Source organism: Pseudomonas sp. CM25 (assembly GCF_013179705.1).
GTDB lineage: Bacteria > Pseudomonadota > Gammaproteobacteria > Pseudomonadales > Pseudomonadaceae > Aquipseudomonas.
This window is the reverse complement of record NZ_JABMCW010000028.1, coordinates 15867-31748: the sequence shown is the minus strand read 5'-3', so window position 1 is coordinate 31748 and position 15882 is coordinate 15867. Positions and strand designations below refer to the sequence as shown.

The following is a 15882-nucleotide window of genomic DNA, read 5'->3' as shown; positions in this document are numbered from 1 at the left end:
CCCGCTGGCGGCATCGTCCCCGCCCTGGCCGGTATCGGTACCGGGCTGGTGGCCCTGGCCGGCTTCGCCTTGCCGCCCATTGCCGCACTGGGGCAAGTACCACCGCTGCGGGTGCTGCGCCGCGACCTGCTGCCAATTCCGCCCAGCAGCTGGGTGGTGTATGGCGCCGCCCTGTTTGCCCTGGGCCTGATCATGTGGCGCCTGAGCCTTGATCTGCTGCTCACCTTCGCCCTGCTGGGGGGGGGCCTGGTCGCCGCGCTGCTGCTCGGCGGGCTGCTGCTGCTCGGCTTGCGCAGCCTGCGCCAGCTGTTGGCCGGCGCCCCACTGGCCTGGCGCCTGGGGCTGGGCCAACTGCTACGCCACCCTACGGCCGCCGCCGGCCAGGCCCTCGCCTTCGGGCTGATCCTGCTGGCCATGGCACTGGTCGCCCTGCTGCGCGCCGAACTGCTGGACACCTGGCAAGCGCAACTACCCAAGGATGCGCCCAACCACTTCGCCCTGAACATTCTGCCGGATGACCGCGAGCCGTTTGCCCAGCGCCTGCACCAGGTCAACGCCGCCTCCGCCCCCTTGTACCCGGTAACCCCCGGCCGCCTGGTGCAAATCAACGATCAACCGGTGCAACAGCTGGTCAGCAAGGATTCGGCGGGCGAGCGCGCGGTGCAGCGCGACCTCAGCCTGACCTGGGCCGCCGAGCTGCCGGCTGGCAACGCCCTCACCGCCGGCAACTGGTGGCAGGCGCTGCCATCAGGCGAGGAGACTCCCGGTGTGTCGGTAGAGGCGGAGCTGGCCCGCAGCCTTGAAGTCCAGCTGGGTGACGTGCTGACTTTCGACATCGGCGGCCAGCAACGCCAGGCACGGGTCAGCAGTCTGCGCAGCGTGCACTGGGACAGCTTCCAGCCGAACTTTTACATGATCTTCCAGCCCGGCACGCTGCAGGGGCTGCCGACCACCTACCTGACCAGCTTCTACCTGGCGCCGGGGCATGACGTGGACGTGGTGGCGCTGTCGCGGGCGTTCCCGGCGGTGACCATTCTGCAAGTGGATGCGCTGCTCGATCAGTTGCGCAGCATCCTCGCCCAGGTGACGTTGGCCGTCGAATACGTATTGCTGTTCGTGCTGGCGGCCGGGCTGGCGGTGCTGTTCGCCGGCCTCCAGGCAACGCTGGACGAACGCATTCGCCAGGGCGCACTGTTGCGCGCGCTGGGGGCGGCACGGCCATTGCTGGTCAAGGCCAGGCGTATCGAGTTCGGTTTGCTGGGCGCGGCCAGCGGGCTGTTGGCTGCCGTGGGCTGTGAGCTGATTACCCTGGTGCTGTACCGCTATGCCTTCGACCTGCAATGGAGCCCACATCCGTGGTTGCTGGTACTGCCATTGGCAGGAGCGCTGCTGGTGGGTGGTGCGGGGGTGCTGGGCACGCGACGGGCGCTGAATGCCAGCCCGCTGGCGGTGTTGCGGGAAAGTTGAGGGCTGCCTGTGCCGGCGAACAGGCCGTCACAGGCGGCATCAATTCACTGATCGTAACTGACGCCGCTCACATACCAGGTTGCTTCACCGGTAGGCGTCTGCACCACCACCTCATCGCCCTCCGCCTTCTTCAGCAAGGCACGGGCCATGGGCGAGTCGATCGAGATGTAGTCGTTGCGCCCGTGAATCTCGTCATAGCCGACGATGCGAAACTTCTTGGTATCGCCCTCGTCGTTCTCGATCTCTACCCAGGCACCGAAAAACACCTTGCCCTCCTGCTGCGGCGAATAGGCAACCACCTTCACGTCCTCGAGACGCTTGCGCAAGTAACGTACCCGGCGGTCGATTTCGCGCAGCAGCTTCTTGTTGTACTGGTAGTCGGCGTTCTCGCTGCGATCACCCAGCGACGCCGCCCAGGCGACCTTCTGGGTGATTTCCGGGCGATACACCCGCCACAGGTGGTCCAGCTCTTTCTTCAGCGCCTCATGGCCTGCGGTGGTGATGATATTGGTGCTCAACGGCGCGCTCCTCAGGGGCGGGTGATCAGGCCTTGGCGCGCAATGCGGGTCAGATGACCGATGACATCGGCGGCCACCTCCGGCGCCGGGGCCTGGATCACCGCCAGGTCAAAACGGTCATTGCCGTACTGCGCAAGGTGGCAGCAGGCATCGGCGAACTGGATCAGGAATGCACGCGCCTGGCCCTTGCGCCGGGACAGACCTTCGAGGTGACGCAAAAGGGTGGGCTGATGCTGGCCGCCGAGCAGGATGCGCGGTGTGCGGGACGCCTGGCTGGCAGGCAAAGGGCTCAAACAGACACTGGTACGTGGGCAACTCATGGTGCTTCTCTCCGCCTCGCGAATCCCGCTGGGCAGCGGTGGGAGGCGTCACCGAACCAGCGCTTTAGCGGTATTTCGGAGACCTTGGGAGGGCCATCCTGCGCCCCGCAAGTAGCTGTTTAAATCGGCGCAGGCGGTATGCTAGAGCGAGGAGCTGCAAGTTGCAAGCTACAAGCTGCAAGCACAAAGCAAGAGCGGGCAACACGCGGCCAGCTCTCGCTTGGGGCTTGCAGCTATGACTTGCAGCTCATCAACGGGCGATCAGGCGGTCCAGCGAGAAGCGCCCTGCCCCTTCGATCATGACCGCGACGGTGCCGGCCAGCAGGGCCAGGGCGAATTCATAGCCATTGTTGGACATGAACAGGCCATTGCCGATGTGCACGGAGAAAATCGCCACCACCAGGGTGGCACTCAGGGCCAGGGCCGCCGGGCGCGCCAGCAAACCGATCACCAGAGCCACGCCGCCGAAGAATTCGGCACTGCCAGACAGCAGCGCCATCAGGTAGCCCGGGGCCAGGCCAATGCTTTCCATCCACTGGCCGGTGCCTTCCAGGCCGTAGCCCCCGAACAGGCCGAACAGCTTTTGTGCACCATGCGCCATGAAGATCAGGCCAACCAGGATGCGGATAAAACTGAGGCCAGCGCCAGCACGGGTAGAGAAAAGGGCGTTGAGGGTAGCGTTGTTCATGTCAAAGCGTCCTTGAAACGGAGAGTCTGTGTTGGAATGGACGTCATGATAATCGATTAGTCAGATATGAAAATCGCGAAATATCTAACATAAGAATCGAATAAATCGATTTGTCAGCGCCTCGCTACGCGCTCCAGCACGGCGCGCTCGCGATTGAACGCCAAGAAGTACTTGTTGACGCTGTTGACGAAATTGACCGGTCCCATGCCCACCTGCTCCATGGCAACGCGCTCGGTCTGGAAGAACCACTGGTTACCGTTGAGGCCGCGCCGCCGCGCTTCGGCGCGCATGGCCTGAACGCGCTCAGGGCCAAGGTTGTAGGCCGCCAGCACAAAGGCCATGCGCTCACGCTCGTTGATCCTGGGGCTGGCAAAGAACTTGCGCCGGATCAGGGCCAGGTAGCGGGCGCTGGCCTGGACATTGCCATCTACCGTGGCGGTGTTGCTCACGCCCACGCGCTGGGCTGCAGACGGGGTGATCTGCATCAGGCCATGGGCCCCACCACTGCCGCGCGCAGCAGGGTTGAGCGTCGACTCCTTGAAGGCCAGCGCAGCCAGGTTGAGCCAGTCGATCTGCTGCGCCGCGCCATGCTTCTGCAGCACCGCACGCACCGATGCCAAGCGCTGGCGGTCCTTGCTGGCCAAAGGGTTGTGCACCCGATACTGGCGGCGGTAGATGCGCTCGAATGCAGCGTCCTGATTGTCCGGCGCACGATAGCCCTTGAGGAAGCGATCAACGCTGGCGAGCAATTGCGGCGCATCTTTTCCCACATACCAGCGCATGGCCTGCGGCGCCCCAAGGTGCACGCGGCTGTCCAGGCGCAGGCGCGGCATGACCCGCGCCCAGCGCCGGGCGATCGGCTGCTCGACCACAGTCAGGTGATAGATGCCGGCCTGCACCATCTCCAGCACATCCTCTACTGCCAGCGTCGAGTCCACCCACTCCACCTTGATCGGCGCACGCTTGCGCAGCGCCAGCTGCTGGTTGACCTGCTGGATCAGCGGGCCGGCGGCGCTGGCGCTGGTCAGGGCCACGGTACGCCCGGACAGCTGTTCAACCTTGCTGAAGCTACGTTCACCTTTACGCCCCACCAGCATCAACGGCACCTGGTCGAGTATCGGCGCAGTGCTGCTGACGCCGCGCACCACGCTGGGGTCGAGCAGCTCGCCTGGCGCAGCCAGGTCACCCTCGCCCCGTTGCAAGGCGCCCAGCAACTGCTCCTTGGCCCGCGGAATGAGTTTCAGCTGGATATGCTGGCCATCCTCGGCGCGGGCGTTCAGGTAATGTTCCAGTGCGCGCAGGCGATAGTACTCGACACCCACCGGCTCGCCCTTGACCTCGCCCGAGCTGTTGCGGCTCTGATTGACCAGCACCCGCAGCACCTTGCTGGTGCGGATCTGTTGCAGGTCAAGGACCTTGGCAGGCGGAATGTTCTGCTGCGGCCCTGGCAAGCGCGCATAGGCCGGACCGGTCAGGGCCAGCCCGAGCGTGAGCAGCAAGATGAGCCAGCATCGCAGCATGGGAGAACGTGTCCGTGGTCGGTGGGCAGCATCCATGGTTTGCACCGCCAAGTGATAAATGACAGTAAAAGACCACGGCAACAGCATGAAGTTCTTGGTTTTTTCAGAAAAACGAGATGTTTGCTATGCTGGCCGCCCCGCGGCACGAGGTAGCACCATGCAACTGATCGATATCGGCGTCAACCTGACCAACAGCAGTTTCCGCGACCAACAGGCGGCTATCGTCGAGCGCGCGCTCGAAGCCGGGGTAACGCAAATGGTGCTTACGGGCACCAGCCTGGACGTCAGCGAACAGGCGCTGGAACTGTGCCAGCAACTGGATCCGTGCGGCGCGCACCTGTTCGCCACGGCGGGGGTACACCCGCACGATGCCAAGGCCTGGGATGCCGGCAGTGAGGGCCGGTTACGGCAACTGTTGAACGAACCCCGTGTGCGCGCCGTGGGTGAATGCGGCCTGGATTTCAACCGCGACTTCTCCCCTCGCCCACTGCAGGAAAAAGCTCTGGAAGCACAGCTGGCCCTGGCGGCCGAACTGCGCCTGCCGGTGTTCCTGCATGAACGCGACGCCAGCGAGCGCTTGCTGGCGATCCTCAAGGCGTACCGTGATCACCTGACCGGCGCAGTGGTGCATTGCTTTACCGGTGAGCGCGACGCGCTGTTTGCCTACCTGGACATGGACCTGCATATCGGCATTACCGGCTGGATCTGCGACGAACGCCGCGGTACCCACCTGCACCCGCTGGTAGGCAACATTGCCGAGGGGCGGCTGATGCTGGAGAGCGATGCGCCTTATCTGCTGCCGCGTAGCCTGCGGCCCAAGCCGAAGAGCGGGCGCAATGAACCGGCGTTCCTGCCCGAGGTGTTGCGCGAGGTGGCCTTGCACCGGGGTGAGTCGATCGAGCACACGGCGGCGCATACCACTGCCACTGCGCGGGCGTTCTTCCAGATCTGAAATCTGAGCCGCCCTGCATACGCGGGTTCACCCGCGAATGGGCCAGACCCGGCGGTCAGTTTCTCCTGGCCGTTCACCGCTGCCGCCGCCACCGCATTCGCGGGTAAACCCGCTCCCACAGGGATCACGCACGCTTTTTAAATTTTGCGCAAGACAGTTGTTCCTACAAGCTTTTGATGCATATCAACAAAGCCTCTGAATTGGACAGGCACAATGATGGCACCTTGCCAATATTGTTTCCGCTCAACTCAGAGAAGACCTGCCCATGGGTGCCTGGCTTAGCAATGTTTCCCTGAAGTACAAGTTCTGGGCCGTCAACGCGGTGGCCTTTGTCACGACCTTGCTGCTGGTGCTCTACGCCGTGCACCTTGAGCAACGCGCCCGCGCCGAAGCCGCCCAGGCACAGGCGGCGGCACAAGCCCAGCTGCTGGCGGCCTGGCCAGCTGGGCAAGCACTGCCGCAGCCGGCCAACGTCATCCGATGGTCCGCCGGGCAAACGCCGACCTTCGCCGGCAATGCCCTCGACGCCCTGCGTAACGGCCAGGGTTGGGTCGAACTGCCTGGCCCCTGGATCCTTGGCGACAATCCGCTGCGCGGCGCGCAGGTGCTACGCAACGGTGATCAGCAAATCGCCGTGCTGGCCCAGTCGCCAAGCCTGCGCCAGGTCTTCCTCAAGCGCTTCAGCAACTACGCGGTGTGCGTGCTGATCCTGATGCTGGCCATGCTTGGCGCCTCGCAGCTGCTGATCCGCTTCCTGCTCAGCCAGCTCAACACCCTCAAGGACGTGATGCTGCACGTGGAAAAAACCGGTGACCTGGCTGCCCGGGTACCCCTGGCCTGTGGCGACGAGGTCGGCCAGATGGCCGGGGCGTTCAACGCCATGCAGGCCACCTATCACCGCGTGGTCAGTACCGTCGCCCACACCGCAGCACAACTGGACTCGGGCGCCGCACGCCTGGCTGCCAGCATGAGCGACGTGCGCCACGGCATGCTCGGCCAGCAGAGCGAGACTGACCAGGCCGCCACAGCCATCAACGAAATGTCCGCGACGGTGCACCACATTGCCCAGCACGCCGGCGCCACCCGCGACCTGTCGCAAACCGCTGACACCCTGGCAGGCAGTGGCCAGGAGGTCGTCAGCCGGGTGCAGGATTCGATTTCCGGGCTGTCCAGCGGCGTGCAGCAAACCGCCGAAATGATTCGCCAGCTGGCCGAAGACAGCCAGAAGATCAACAGCGTGGTCAGCGTGATCCACAGCATCGCCGAACAGACCAACCTGTTGGCGCTCAACGCCGCCATCGAAGCGGCGCGCGCCGGTGACCTGGGCCGCGGCTTTGCAGTGGTGGCCGATGAGGTGCGTAACCTGGCCAGGCGCGTGCAAACCTCCACCGACGAGATCACCACAATGGTCTCGGCCTTGCAGTCGGGCACCCGCGATGCGGTGGAATTCATGCAGGAAAGCTCGTACAAGGCTGACGACTGCGTCAGGCAGGCCCAGGAAGCCGGTGCAGCGCTGGCTGAAATCACCGGCGCGGTGGCCCAGATGCGCGAAAGCAATACCCAGATTGCCGTGGCCGCCGAGCAACAAAGCCAGGTGGCCGAGGAAATGAACCGCGCCGTGGTGAGTATTCGCGACGTGACCGAGCAGACCGTGCAGCAGACGGTGGGCTCGGCAAACACCAGCAGCGAACTGGCGACCTTGGCGGGACAGCTGAACAAAGTCATTGGCCAGCTCAAGCTATAGTCGCGATAGGCCGGCTTGATTGGCCCCAGGCCGGCGGCAGCACTAAGCTTTGGGCATGACCGAGAGGATATGCCCATGAGCAAACGCCTGCCCAACCTGCGCGCCTGGCAATGGCGCGGCTACCACCATAATCACCGTCACCCGGCCAACCTGGTATTGCACCTGATTGCCGTGCCACTGTTCATCCTGGGTGCGTTGCTGGTGCTGTCCGGTCTGTTCGGCCTCGATCTGGGCCAACTGGCCGTTGGCATCATCGCCCTGATCGCCGGCCTGGGCCTGCAGCGCCACGGTCATCGCCTGGAGGCCGAGCAGCCCGAGCCGTTCGCCAATCGCCAGGACGCCGTGAAGCGGCTGCTGACCGAGCAGTTCATCACCTTTCCGCGCTTCGTGCTGAGCGGGAGCTGGTGGAAAGCCTGGCGGGAGCGGCACAAGCACCGCGATTGACTGCAGCAGTAGCGGGCTCAGGCAAATACGGTCACAGTCTGCCGGCTCAAGGCCAGCAACTCGCCCTCGGCCGTCCACAGGGCTGCTGCAGCATGTCCATAGCCGTCTCGCGCATGCTCCGTTTCTACGCAATAACGGCACCAGTCCAGTGTGGACAGCGTCGGCGTGGGCTGGATGAACTCGATGGTCCAGGTCAGTGTGCTGCCCGCCGCAGGCTGCTTCAGAAATGGCATCAGGCTCGGCGGCCAGGCATCGACCAGCGCCAGCAGGTGGGCCTCCGTGACCTGTTCCTCGGCTACGTCGCGCAAGCGCACCCAGCCGCCCATCTTGCGCGACTGATTGCCACTGAATGGTAACCCGCCCACCGCCCAGCGTAACGCCACATGCCGCATGAACTCCGGGGTTACGCCTTTGATATAGGGCAGTTCGGGGGCCGCCTCGTCGAGGGCTTTCATGTCCATGGCCGGCAGCGCCGGTACCTCAACCGTGGAAGGCCGCCCTGCCCCGAAGTTACCCTGTACCAGGGTCACCACCTGGCCTTCCTGAACGGCGCGGCCCAGCAAGGTACTGACCGCCTTGCCTTCACGCAGCACCTCCACCTCGAAACGGATTGGCACATCGGCCGCAGCCGGCGCCACGAAACTGATGGCCAGCGAGCGCACAGGGCGGCTGTCGGAGAGTTTCAGGCGCATGGCTTCATAGACCATGGCCGCCATCAGCCCGCCAAAGGCCGCCCGGCCCTGAGCCCAGCTGGGTGGAACGCTGACCGACTCGGGGTTGGCGCGCACGGCGTCGAGCAGTTGATTGAAGTTCATAGGCCGGCTCCTGCCTGCAGCGAAAAAGGTCTGCCCATCCTAGCCAGCAAACGCCTGGCGATCAGCCCGCATATCGGTCATTTGTCGGGCTGGCGCCGCGCCAGTGCCTGCTGCAGGGCATCCAGCGTCACATCCGACTGACGCTCGGCTTCGTGCAGTTCTCGCTCCCAGGCCACTTTGCACGGCGCCAGGTCGGCATGGTCGCGCACTTGCAGCAACCATTGCAGGCGGTCATGCCAGTCACCCAGGTCACCCTGAGCCTTTTTCAGTAATCGCTGCAGCTTATTGCCGGCATGGTCGAGCTGCGGGTAGGCCTCATCACCATAACGCGCGCGCTTGATCAACAACCGCAAGCGGTGGCGATCGTGGGCCGGGTCCTGCAAGGCGTGGTGCAATTTGCGCCACTGCTTGACCAGGCGTTTGTCGATACGCTTGTCGAGTGACTTGACCAAGCCCTCGCGGCCCGCCGCACGCAGGAACAGCGGAAACGCGTCGACGATTGCCAGCACCTTGGTAAGTTGGGGGCTGGCAGCAACACTGGCAAAGGTCCTGCCACGCCCTTCCAGGCGTCGCTGTCCGGCTCCGGTGTAACCACGCCCCAGTAGCTCGGCCGCGAGCACCTCGCGGTCACGCAACGGCGTGGTCAGGGTACCCAGCGAACTGGCGGCTTCCTCCAACTGCTCCACCCCGGGCAACCCGCGCAATGGCCGCAGCAGGCTGCGCAGGCGCCGCAGGGTGGTGCGCAGATCGTGCAAGGCCTCGCTGTCAGTATCGGCGGCCAGGCGCTCCCTGCAGGCCAGCAGACGGACTTGCAGGGCCAGTACCTGGGCAACCACGTGATCGAGCATGGCAGACATCAGACGCTCCTTGGTCAGCGCCCGGCGCGCGATTCACGAATGTAGAAACGCGCCTTCTCGGCCTTGCGGGTACAGCTTTCGTAACCTTCGAACTGCTGCTGGGTCTTGGCCCCGGTCAACAGCGACAACGCCTTGGAGTAACTCACGGCACCGGCAAAGCCTTCGGACTTGGCCAGGTCCAGCTCCTTCCAGGCGGCATCCAGCTGGGTTGCGCAACTGTCCCGGTAGGCCGTCTTGCCCGCACAGCCAGCAAGGGCCAAGGCAATCAGTGGAAGGCAGATCCAAGCTTTCATCGGTGACACCTCAAAGGTAAAAAGTTGGCGATTTGACGCCCCTGCTGTTGAAAAGTGCCCTGATCGGCTGCTTCACTTGGCCAGCATTATCACAGTAGCTCAGTGCGATCTACATTGAAGCACAGGTGGCGATAGGTGCATTGTAGGACCATGGTTGCACTGGCCGGGGAATGTTCATGAGTAAACGCGTTGCACTGGTACTGGGGTCGGGCGGTGCCCGGGGGTATGCACACATTGGCGTGATCGAAGAAATCGAGCGACGCGGCTATGACATTGCCTGCGTAGCGGGCTGCTCCATGGGCGCGGTGATTGGCGGCATCTATGCCGCGGGCAAACTGGAGCATTACCGCAACTGGATCGAGAGCCTCGACTATCTGGATGTACTGCGCCTGGTCGATGTCAGTTTTCGCCTTGGCGCCATCCGCGGCGACAAGGTGTTCGGGCAGATCCGCAAGATCGTCGGCGAGATCAACATCGAGCAACTGCGCATTCCCTACACGGCGGTTGCAACCGACCTTACCAACCAGCAGGAAATCTGGTTCCAGGAAGGCTGCCTGCACCAGGCCATGCGTGCCTCGGCAGCCATTCCCAGCCTGTTCACGCCGGTCATGCAAGGCAACCGCATGCTGGTCGACGGCGGCATCCTCAACCCGTTGCCGATCGTGCCGGTGGTGTCCAGCCATTGCGACCTGATCATCGCGGTCAACCTCAACGCCACCAACCAGAAGCAGTATCAGCTGCCGGTGATCGAACGCCCGGCGGCGTTCAAGATGCGCTTCGATGCCTTGCTCAGCTCGCTGGGTTCGCGCTTGCCGTTCCGGCGCAAGCCGGCAGAGGAACTGATTCGCATCGAACAGGAAATCGTCGCCGAAGGGCTGGCACCGCCCAGCCCCTGGTTGAGCGATGCCACCGACCCGGACACTCAGCAGCCGGCGGCGGCACCCGAGCGCGAGGGCGCGCCGAAATCGGCGACCGGCTCGTTCATCATCGACAACGTCGGGCCCGCCTCACTGCTGGACCTGATCAACCAGAGCTTCGAGGTCATGCAGACCTCGCTTGCGCAGTACAAGATTGCCGGCTATCCACCGGATGTGCTGATCAACGTGCCCAAGCGCGTGTGCCGGTTTTTCGAGTTCTACAAGGCACCGGAGCTGATTGCCCTGGGGCGGGAGATTGCGCGGGATACGCTGGACAGTTATGAAGGGGTGAAACGCTAGAGCCAGCCTGCACTGGCGACAGAAACGAAACAGGCCGCACTGGGCGGCCTGCTTCTTCATGCAACGATCACCTTAGTAACGGGTGATGTCCGCATTGGCTTCCAGCTGTTTGCGGAAGGCCGCAAAGTCTTGCTGGCCAGCACGCGACGCGAGGTAGCGGCGGATCTGCTGCTTCTCTTCGTCGGTGGCGGTTGCGCCTTCGTTGACACCCTTGAGCTGCAACACCACCAGGCTACCGTCACGCAGCACGACGCTGCCGTACACCGGCTTGTCCTTGGCTTGCGGCTTGTTCAGGCGGAACAGCGCCTGCAGTTCGGCCGGGTCGATACCGTCCTCGCCCCGGGTGACGGCTTCATAAGCCTTCCAACCCTGCCCTTCGTGCACGCTACCTGGTGCGATGGAGCCATCACGCAGGCCGGCAATCAGCTTGTCCGCCTTGGCCTTGAGCTCGGCTGTCGCCTTCTCCTTGGCCAGGTGTTCGCGGATGCTGCTGGCCACGGCTTCCAGCGGCAGTTGCTCAGGCTTGCGGTGCTCCTTGACGCGCAGCACCACGGTGGTCTCCGGGTCGAGCTCGATGGCGGTGCTGTTGGCAGCCTCATCCAGCACTTCTTCGGAGAACGCCGCCTGCACCACCGAACGGTTGGCAGTGATGCCTTCACCACCCTCGCGGCCGAAGGCTGCAGAGGTGTGCACTTTCAGGTTCAGGTCCTGAGCCGGCTGGCCCAGGTCGGAAGCCTCGTAGGCGGCATCCTGCAGCTGCTTGCTGGCGTCGACGTAACGCTGCTCGACCAGCGGGGTTTTCAGATCGCGGGTCAGCTTGTCCTTGAGGCTGGCGAAGCTTGGCACTTCCGGCGCCTGCACGCCCAGCAGCTTGATCAGGTGGTAGCCGAACTCGGTGCGTACCGGCGCCGATACCTGGCCATTTTGCAGCGTGTACAGGGCATCTTCGAACGCCGGGTCGTAGACCCCCGGGCCGGCGAAGCCGAGGTCACCACCGCTATTGGCCGAACCTGGATCCTGGGAGAACTCCTTGGCCAGTGCGGCAAAGTCTTCACCTTTGGCCAGGCGCTGCTCGATCTCTTCGGCGCGGGCTTTGGCCTGGGCGTCGGTGACCTTGTCGTTGACCTCGATGAGGATGTGCGCCGCATGGCGCTGCTCGGCGAGGTTGGCGATTTCCTTCTCGTACTGGGCCTTGAGTTCCTCGTCGGTCACCTTGACCTGGTCGAAGAACGCCGACTTCTTCAGTTCGATGTAGTCGATCACCACCTGGTCAGGCGACATGAACTCCTTGGCGTGCTGGTCGTAGTGCGCCTTGATCTCTTCGTCGCTGACCTTGACCGCAGCCGGATCGGCCTTGAAGGTCAGCGATGCGAAGTCACGGGTCTGCTTTTCCAGGCGGGCAAAGGCATCGACCTGCTGGTCGGTGACAAAGCTGCTGCCAGCCAGGCCGGTGCGCAGCTGGCCGATGAGCATTTCTTCAGCGAGCATGTCGCGGAACTGCATGCGGCCATAGCCCATCTGGCGGATGACCTGGTCGAAACGGTCGGCACTGAACTTGCCGTCCACCTGGAATTCCGGCGTCTGCAGAATCACCTGATCCAGCGCAGCCTCGGAGAAAGCGAACTTGGCATCTTCGGCGCCTTGCAGCAGCAACTTGCGGCTGATCAGCCCCTTGAGTGCCTCTTCGCGCAGCAATTTGTCATCCAGCAGCGCCGGATCGAAGTCCTTGCCCAGTTGTTGTACAAGCTGGCGGCGCTGCATGTCGGCCGCCTGGCTCAGCTCATTCTGGCTGATGGTCTGGCCGTTCACCTTGGCGGCGTCCTGGCTATGGGTGGCGGCCTGGAAAATAGCTTCGAAACCGGTCAACGCCATCAATACGACGATAAGGCCGATGATGGTCTTGGCAATCCAACCTTGTGAATTGTCCCTGATATTTTGCAGCATGCGTCCCCCAGAAACGGCTGTACCACTGCGTCGACAACCGCGGAGCGTGGGTAGAAACCTGATAAAAGAAAGGCGCATCCGAGGATGCGCCTTTACTTAGCAAACGTGTCAGGCGGGAACGTTTGCGCCCCGCCTTCACCGTGCTCGGACCTGGCCAGGCCGGGTCCGGCTGAAAGACGACTTAGTTGACGGCGTCTTTCAGGCCTTTGCCTGCCTTGAAACCTGGAACCTTGGCAGCTTCGATCTTGATGGCCTTGCCGGTTTGCGGGTTACGGCCAGTGCGCTCGGCGCGATCCTTGACCGAGAAGGTACCGAAGCCAACCAGTACGACGTCGTCGCCTGCTTTCAGGGCACCGGTCACGGAGTCAATTACTGCGTCCAGCGCACGGCCAGCTACAGCTTTCGGGATGTCAGCAGATGCGGCGATAGCGTCAATCAGTTCCGACTTGTTCACTCTAAGTCCCCTTATTTCTCTATTGAGTTTGTTTCTAAGTATGTAATGAAAAGCTTATGAAACGTGCGCTGGGTGGCTTGAAGACAATAGCGTGCCGCTTTATAGCAAGGCCCCGAAAAAACTGTCAAGGAAAGCCCCCCAGCCAAAAACTACTAATGCGTGCTGATTCTTTCCTTAGCATCGCCGTCGCGCTTTTCATCTTTCGCGACAATCTCCGGAGCCACATCTGGCAAGGGCTCCGGGGCGTATTGCAGCGCAATTTGCAGGACTTCGTCAATCCATTTGACCGGTTTGATCTGCAGATCCTGTTTGATATTTTCCGGAATCTCCTTCAGATCGCGAACATTCTCCTCCGGAATGATCACCGTCTTGATCCCGCCACGGTGTGCCGCCAGCAGTTTTTCCTTCAACCCGCCAATGGCCAGGACTTGGCCACGCAAGGTGATTTCGCCGGTCATGGCCACGTCGGCACGTACCGGAATCTGCGTCAGCGCCGACACCAGCGCGGTGCACATGCCGACACCGGCACTTGGACCGTCCTTCGGCGTGGCGCCTTCGGGCATGTGGATATGCACGTCGCGCTTCTCATGGAAGTCGGCGGCGATGCCCAGGCTGCGTGCGCGGCTGCGCACCACCGTCTGCGCGGCAGTGATCGACTCCACCATCACATCGCCCAGCGAACCGGTCTTGATCAACTGGCCCTTGCCGGGGATGACCACGGCTTCGATGGTCAGCAGTTCGCCGCCCACCTGGGTCCACGCCAGGCCGGTGACCTGGCCGATCTGGTCCTGCTGCTCGGCCAGGCCGTAGCGGAACTTGCGCACGCCCAGCAGGTGTTCAAGCTGCTCGCTGGCGACCTTGACCTTGACCTGCTTCTGCCCGGTGTGTTCCTTGACCACCTTGCGGCAGACCTTGGCGATTTGCCGCTCCAGGCCACGCACACCGGCTTCGCGGGTGTAGTAGCGGATGATGTCGCGGATGGCCGATACGTCGACCTCCAGCTCTTCCTTCTTCAAGCCGTTGGCCTTGACCTGCTTGGGCACCAGGTACTTGACCGCGATGTTGATCTTCTCGTCCTCGGTGTACCCCGGCAGGCGGATGACCTCCATCCGGTCGAGCAGCGCCGGCGGGATGTTCATCGAGTTCGAGGTGCACAGGAACATCACGTCCGAGAGGTCGTAGTCGACTTCCAGGTAGTGATCGTTGAAGTTGTGGTTCTGCTCCGGGTCGAGCACTTCGAGCAGCGCCGAGGCCGGGTCGCCACGCATGTCGCTGCCCATCTTGTCGATTTCGTCGAGCAGGAACAGCGGGTTGCGCACGCCAACCTTGGTCATCTTCTGGATCAGGCGACCTGGCATCGAACCAATGTAGGTGCGGCGGTGACCACGGATTTCGGCCTCGTCACGCACACCGCCCAAGGCCATGCGCACGAACTTGCGGTTGGTGGCGGCAGCGATCGACTCGGCCAGCGAGGTCTTGCCGACACCAGGTGGGCCGACCAGGCACAATACCGGGCCACGGATCTTCTTGACGCGCTTCTGCACCGCGAGGTACTCGAGAATGCGCTCCTTGACCTCTTCCAGCCCGTAGTGGTCGGCGTCGAGGATTTCCTCGGCCTTGGTCAGGTCCAGGCGTACCTTGCTCTGCGCCTTCCACGGCACCTGCACCAGCCAGTCCAGGTACGAACGCACCACGGTGGCTTCGGCCGACATCGGCGACATCTGCTTGAGCTTGTTCAGCTCCGCCTGGGCTTTGGCCAGGGCATCCTTCGGCAGGCCGGCGGTTTCGATGCGCTTTTTCAGCTCTTCGACTTCGTTGTGGCCTTCGTCGCCATCGCCGAGTTCCTTCTGAATGGCCTTCATCTGCTCATTCAGGTAGTACTCGCGCTGGCTGCGCTCCATCTGCTTCTTGACCCGGCCACGAATGCGCTTTTCAACCTGCAGCAGGTCGATTTCGGCATCCAGCAGCGCCAGCACGTGCTCGACACGCGTCGACAGGTCGACGATTTCGAGAATTTCCTGCTTCTGCTCGATCTTCAGGGCCATGTGCGCGGCCATGGTGTCGACCAGGCGCCCGGGCTCATCGATGCTGTTCAGCGAAGACAGGACTTCGGCAGGCACTTTCTTGCCCAGCTGAACGTACTGTTCGAATTGCGAAAGCAAGGTGCGTACGAACACTTCCGACTCGCGCTCGGCGGCGTCAGTTTCGTCGATCAGGGACACTTCGGCACGAATGTGTCCTTCTACTTCGGTGAAATTTTCGACGGCGCCACGCTGCTCGCCCTCGACCAGCACCTTCACGGTGCCATCCGGCAGCTTCAGCAGCTGCAGCACGGTGGCAATGGTACCGACGCGATACAGGGCGTCCTCGCCCGGATCGTCATCGGCCGGGTTCTTCTGGGCCAGCAGAAGAATCTGCTTTTCGCCCGTCATCGCTGCCTCGAGGGCTTCGATGGATTTTTCGCGCCCCACGAACAGCGGGATAACCATGTGCGGGTAAACAACGACATCGCGCAATGGCAAAAGAGGCAAGTCGAGGGTTGTCTTCATGATTTCGCCTCTACAACGGCCCTATGGCCGGAAACCGGTGGAAATGATGCTTGGACCTAATGTGGGGGCACGCCTGGGAAATTACAAGCGCTAGCGCAGG

The 15882-nt window shown here is 62.9% G+C and carries 15 protein-coding genes; 5 read left to right on the top strand and 10 right to left on the bottom strand.

Going from position 1 to position 15882, the window contains the following annotated elements:
• Positions 1 to 1467 (top strand): ABC transporter permease (locus HP546_RS05380; protein WP_372242413.1); only part of this gene is annotated, 1467 nt, incomplete at its 5' end.
• Between the two features lie 44 nt (positions 1468 to 1511).
• On the opposite strand, the gene greB is transcribed toward HP546_RS05380, so the two are convergent.
• The 4 genes from greB to HP546_RS05360 form a co-directional block, all read right to left on the bottom strand.
• Positions 1512 to 1985, bottom strand: a complete 474-nt coding sequence (greB, locus tag HP546_RS05375) for a transcription elongation factor GreB (protein WP_172220743.1) — start codon at positions 1983 to 1985, stop codon at positions 1512 to 1514.
• 11 nt (positions 1986 to 1996) lie between these two features.
• Positions 1997 to 2305 carry a hypothetical protein gene (locus HP546_RS05370; RefSeq protein WP_172220740.1) on the bottom strand — a complete coding sequence of 103 codons (309 nt, stop codon included), beginning with the start codon at positions 2303 to 2305 and terminating at the stop codon, positions 1997 to 1999.
• A gap of 250 nt (positions 2306 to 2555) precedes the next feature.
• The gene (locus tag HP546_RS05365; RefSeq protein ID WP_172220737.1) at positions 2556 to 2993 is read right to left on the bottom strand and encodes a DoxX family protein; all 438 of its coding nucleotides are present in this window, start codon (positions 2991 to 2993) and stop codon (positions 2556 to 2558) included.
• A gap of 113 nt (positions 2994 to 3106) precedes the next feature.
• Positions 3107 to 4513 carry a transglycosylase SLT domain-containing protein gene (locus tag HP546_RS05360; protein ID WP_172220735.1) on the bottom strand — a complete coding sequence of 469 codons (1407 nt, stop codon included), beginning with the start codon at positions 4511 to 4513 and terminating at the stop codon, positions 3107 to 3109.
• Positions 4514 to 4670: 157 nt separating this feature from the next.
• Here HP546_RS05360 and HP546_RS05355 point away from each other — a divergent pair, with 157 nt between their 5' ends.
• The 3 genes from HP546_RS05355 to HP546_RS05345 all read left to right on the top strand — a co-directional run bounded on the left by HP546_RS05355 (position 4671) and on the right by HP546_RS05345 (position 7653).
• Positions 4671 to 5465, top strand: a complete 795-nt coding sequence (locus tag HP546_RS05355) for a TatD family hydrolase (protein WP_172220718.1) — start codon at positions 4671 to 4673, stop codon at positions 5463 to 5465.
• Between the two features lie 265 nt (positions 5466 to 5730).
• Positions 5731 to 7209, top strand: coding sequence for a methyl-accepting chemotaxis protein (locus HP546_RS05350; RefSeq protein ID WP_172220715.1), 1479 nt, complete (start codon positions 5731 to 5733; stop codon positions 7207 to 7209).
• Positions 7210 to 7284: 75 nt separating this feature from the next.
• Positions 7285 to 7653: an Mpo1-like protein gene (locus HP546_RS05345; RefSeq protein WP_172220712.1), complete on the top strand. Its 369-nt coding sequence runs from the start codon at positions 7285 to 7287 to the stop codon at positions 7651 to 7653.
• Positions 7654 to 7670: 17 nt separating this feature from the next.
• Here the strand turns inward: HP546_RS05345 and HP546_RS05340 are convergent, their stop codons facing one another.
• The 3 genes from HP546_RS05340 to HP546_RS05330 form a co-directional block, all read right to left on the bottom strand.
• Positions 7671 to 8468 (bottom strand): acyl-CoA thioesterase II, encoded by a 798-nt coding sequence (locus HP546_RS05340; protein WP_172220710.1) that lies wholly within the window; start codon positions 8466 to 8468, stop codon positions 7671 to 7673.
• Between the two features lie 77 nt (positions 8469 to 8545).
• Positions 8546 to 9325, bottom strand: a complete 780-nt coding sequence (locus tag HP546_RS05335; protein ID WP_172220707.1) for a CHAD domain-containing protein — start codon at positions 9323 to 9325, stop codon at positions 8546 to 8548.
• Positions 9326 to 9339: 14 nt separating this feature from the next.
• Positions 9340 to 9618: a hypothetical protein gene (locus tag HP546_RS05330; RefSeq protein ID WP_172220705.1), complete on the bottom strand. Its 279-nt coding sequence runs from the start codon at positions 9616 to 9618 to the stop codon at positions 9340 to 9342.
• A gap of 176 nt (positions 9619 to 9794) precedes the next feature.
• On the opposite strand from HP546_RS05330, the gene HP546_RS05325 reads away from it, so the two are divergent.
• Positions 9795 to 10835, top strand: a complete 1041-nt coding sequence (locus HP546_RS05325) for a patatin-like phospholipase family protein (protein ID WP_172220702.1) — start codon at positions 9795 to 9797, stop codon at positions 10833 to 10835.
• Between the two features lie 72 nt (positions 10836 to 10907).
• On the opposite strand, the gene HP546_RS05320 is transcribed toward HP546_RS05325, so the two are convergent.
• The 3 genes from HP546_RS05320 to lon all read right to left on the bottom strand — a co-directional run bounded on the left by HP546_RS05320 (position 10908) and on the right by lon (position 15782).
• Positions 10908 to 12779: a SurA N-terminal domain-containing protein gene (locus tag HP546_RS05320; protein ID WP_172220699.1), complete on the bottom strand. Its 1872-nt coding sequence runs from the start codon at positions 12777 to 12779 to the stop codon at positions 10908 to 10910.
• 181 nt (positions 12780 to 12960) lie between these two features.
• Complete coding sequence (locus HP546_RS05315; protein ID WP_172220696.1) at positions 12961 to 13233, bottom strand: HU family DNA-binding protein; 273 nt, start codon at positions 13231 to 13233, stop codon at positions 12961 to 12963.
• Between the two features lie 152 nt (positions 13234 to 13385).
• On the bottom strand, positions 13386 to 15782 hold the full coding sequence (gene lon, locus HP546_RS05310) for an endopeptidase La (RefSeq protein WP_172220693.1): 2397 nt from the start codon (positions 15780 to 15782) through the stop codon (positions 13386 to 13388).
• Positions 15783 to 15882: the final 100 nt, after the last annotated feature.

Bases quoted from the DNA above. Each gene is read 5' to 3' on its own strand.
- HP546_RS05370 (WP_172220740.1), bottom strand. From the start codon at position 2,305: ATGAGTTGCCCACGTACCAGTGTCTGTTTGAGCCCTTTGCCTGCCAGC.
- HP546_RS05365 (WP_172220737.1), bottom strand. From the start codon at position 2,993: ATGAACAACGCTACCCTCAACGCCCTTTTCTCTACCCGTGCTGGCGCT.
- HP546_RS05360 (WP_172220735.1), bottom strand. From the start codon at position 4,513: ATGCTGCGATGCTGGCTCATCTTGCTGCTCACGCTCGGGCTGGCCCTG.
- HP546_RS05355 (WP_172220718.1), top strand. From the start codon at position 4,671: ATGCAACTGATCGATATCGGCGTCAACCTGACCAACAGCAGTTTCCGC.
- HP546_RS05350 (WP_172220715.1), top strand. From the start codon at position 5,731: ATGGGTGCCTGGCTTAGCAATGTTTCCCTGAAGTACAAGTTCTGGGCC.
- HP546_RS05345 (WP_172220712.1), top strand. From the start codon at position 7,285: ATGAGCAAACGCCTGCCCAACCTGCGCGCCTGGCAATGGCGCGGCTAC.
- HP546_RS05340 (WP_172220710.1), bottom strand. From the start codon at position 8,468: ATGAACTTCAATCAACTGCTCGACGCCGTGCGCGCCAACCCCGAGTCG.
- HP546_RS05335 (WP_172220707.1), bottom strand. From the start codon at position 9,325: ATGTCTGCCATGCTCGATCACGTGGTTGCCCAGGTACTGGCCCTGCAA.
- HP546_RS05330 (WP_172220705.1), bottom strand. From the start codon at position 9,618: ATGAAAGCTTGGATCTGCCTTCCACTGATTGCCTTGGCCCTTGCTGGC.
- HP546_RS05325 (WP_172220702.1), top strand. From the start codon at position 9,795: ATGAGTAAACGCGTTGCACTGGTACTGGGGTCGGGCGGTGCCCGGGGG.
- HP546_RS05320 (WP_172220699.1), bottom strand. From the start codon at position 12,779: ATGCTGCAAAATATCAGGGACAATTCACAAGGTTGGATTGCCAAGACC.
- lon (WP_172220693.1), bottom strand. From the start codon at position 15,782: ATGAAGACAACCCTCGACTTGCCTCTTTTGCCATTGCGCGATGTCGTT.